The following is a 1,609-nucleotide window of genomic DNA, read 5'->3' as shown; positions in this document are numbered from 1 at the left end:
GGATCCCGCACCGTCACCGCGTCCACCGCGTCCAGCCCGTCGACCAGGCGCACATGCTCGGGCGCCTCGCCGGTGATGCCGATGACCTCTTCGTGGCCGGTGTGACCGATCAGCAGGATCTCGTAGCCGTCCCGGGCGAACCGCTTGGCCTCGTTGTGCACCTTGGAGACCAACGGGCAGGTCGCGTCGATGACCCGCAGGCCGCGCTCGGCGGCGGTGGTGTGCTCGGTCGGGGCCACCCCGTGCGCGGAGAACACCACCATGGCGCCCTCGGGCACCTCCTCGGCCTCGTCGACGAAGACCACGCCCTTGTTGGTCAGCGTCTCCACCACGTACTTGTTGTGCACGATCTCGTGTCGGACGTAGACCGGCGCGCCGTGCTGCTCCAAGGCACGCTCGACCGTCTCGACCGCCCGGTCCACGCCGGCGCAGTAGCCGCGGGGCTCGGCCAGCAGCACCCGCTTGCCGGTCCCGACACCGGCTGCGGACACCTCGGTCCCGGGCGTTCCCACGTTGAGTGCCGGCATGGCAATCAGGGTACGTTCCGCCGCGGTGGCCACGCCAGGTGACGCTGGCCCGCTTGGCGTTGACCGGAGGTTAAGGCAGGCTGTCACCCATGGGTACTGCACCATATGGAGTCCGGCTGCTGGTGGGCGCGGTGACCGTCGCCGTCGAGGAGACCAAGCGATTGCCGCACACCGTGCTGACCTACCCGGTGACGTTGATGAGCCAGACGGCGCATTTCGTCATGCGCTGGCAGCAGGGTCTGGCGGAGCTGGCCGTCAAGGGCGACTCGACCCTGGAGACGCTGTTCCCGCCGAAGGACGAGCAACCGGCGTGGGCGCAGTTCGACGACGACCTGGAGAGTGGTCAGGCGCCGGCCGGGACGGCCGCCGAGCCGGCCGGCGCCGACCCGGACCACCGGGGCGAGGGACGGTTCGCGCTCTACTCCTTCGACGACGGCGCCGGCGACGGCGCCGGCCAACCGGCCTCGCCGACCGGCGAGACCACGCCCACCCGGGCCGGCCAGGCCGTCCCGGAGCCCGCGGTGGCCGTCGAGCTCGGCTACGGAACGCTGACCCTGGCCCAGCTGCGGGCCCGACTGAGCAACCTCGGCGTCGCCGACCTGGAGGCGCTGCTGGCCTACGAGGAAGCCACCAAGGCGCGGGCACCGTTTCAGACCCTGCTGGCCAACAGGATCACCCGCGCGACCGCGAAGTGACCGCAGCTGCGCCGGGAAGCTCCCCGGAGAACCCGTTCCCGGTCCGCGCGGTCGCCGTCCGGGTCGCGGGCTGGATCGAGAAGCTGGGTGCGGTCTGGGTGGAGGGTCAGCTGACCCAGATCACGGAGCGGCCCGGCACCGTGTTCATGGTGCTTCGCGACCCGGCCGCCGACATGTCGCTGAGCGTGACCTGCGGCCGTGACCTGGTCAGCCGGTCACCCGTCGAGCTGACCGAAGGCACCCAGGTGGTGGTCTGCGGCCGGCCCAATTTCTACACCCGCCGGGGAACCTTCTCGTTGCGGCTCAGCGAGATCCGGGCCGTCGGCATCGGCGAGCTGCTGGCTCGGATCGAACGGCTACGCCAACTGCTCGACGCCGAGGGGCTCT

At 71.1% G+C, this 1,609-nt stretch carries 2 protein-coding genes and 1 pseudogene; 2 read left to right on the top strand and 1 reads right to left on the bottom strand.

The genetic code is table 11. The features are described from left to right. Positions 1 to 527, bottom strand: a pseudogene (locus AC2VNT_RS10085) (4-hydroxy-3-methylbut-2-enyl diphosphate reductase); the annotation flags it as partial. Positions 528 to 616: 89 nt separating this feature from the next. Between AC2VNT_RS10085 and AC2VNT_RS10080 the strand changes: the two are divergent. Both AC2VNT_RS10080 and AC2VNT_RS10075 read left to right on the top strand, forming a co-directional pair. Then, complete coding sequence (locus tag AC2VNT_RS10080) at positions 617 to 1,222, top strand: lipid droplet-associated protein (protein ID WP_486946720.1); 606 nt, start codon at positions 617 to 619, stop codon at positions 1,220 to 1,222. Further along, the coding region (locus AC2VNT_RS10075) for an exodeoxyribonuclease VII large subunit (protein WP_486946719.1) at positions 1,219 to 1,609 on the top strand (391 nt) is incomplete at its 3' end. The genes AC2VNT_RS10080 and AC2VNT_RS10075, both read left to right, overlap by 4 nt.

The sequence above is a fragment of the Mycobacterium sp. TH-M15 genome (assembly GCF_057473705.1).
Note: the sequence above shows the minus strand (reverse complement) of the source record. Positions and strands in the feature narration are given on the sequence as shown.

Coding starts and splice junctions, on each gene's coding strand:
- AC2VNT_RS10080 (WP_486946720.1), top strand. CDS start 617: ATGGGTACTGCACCATATGGAGTCCGGCTGCTGGTGGGCGCGGTGACC.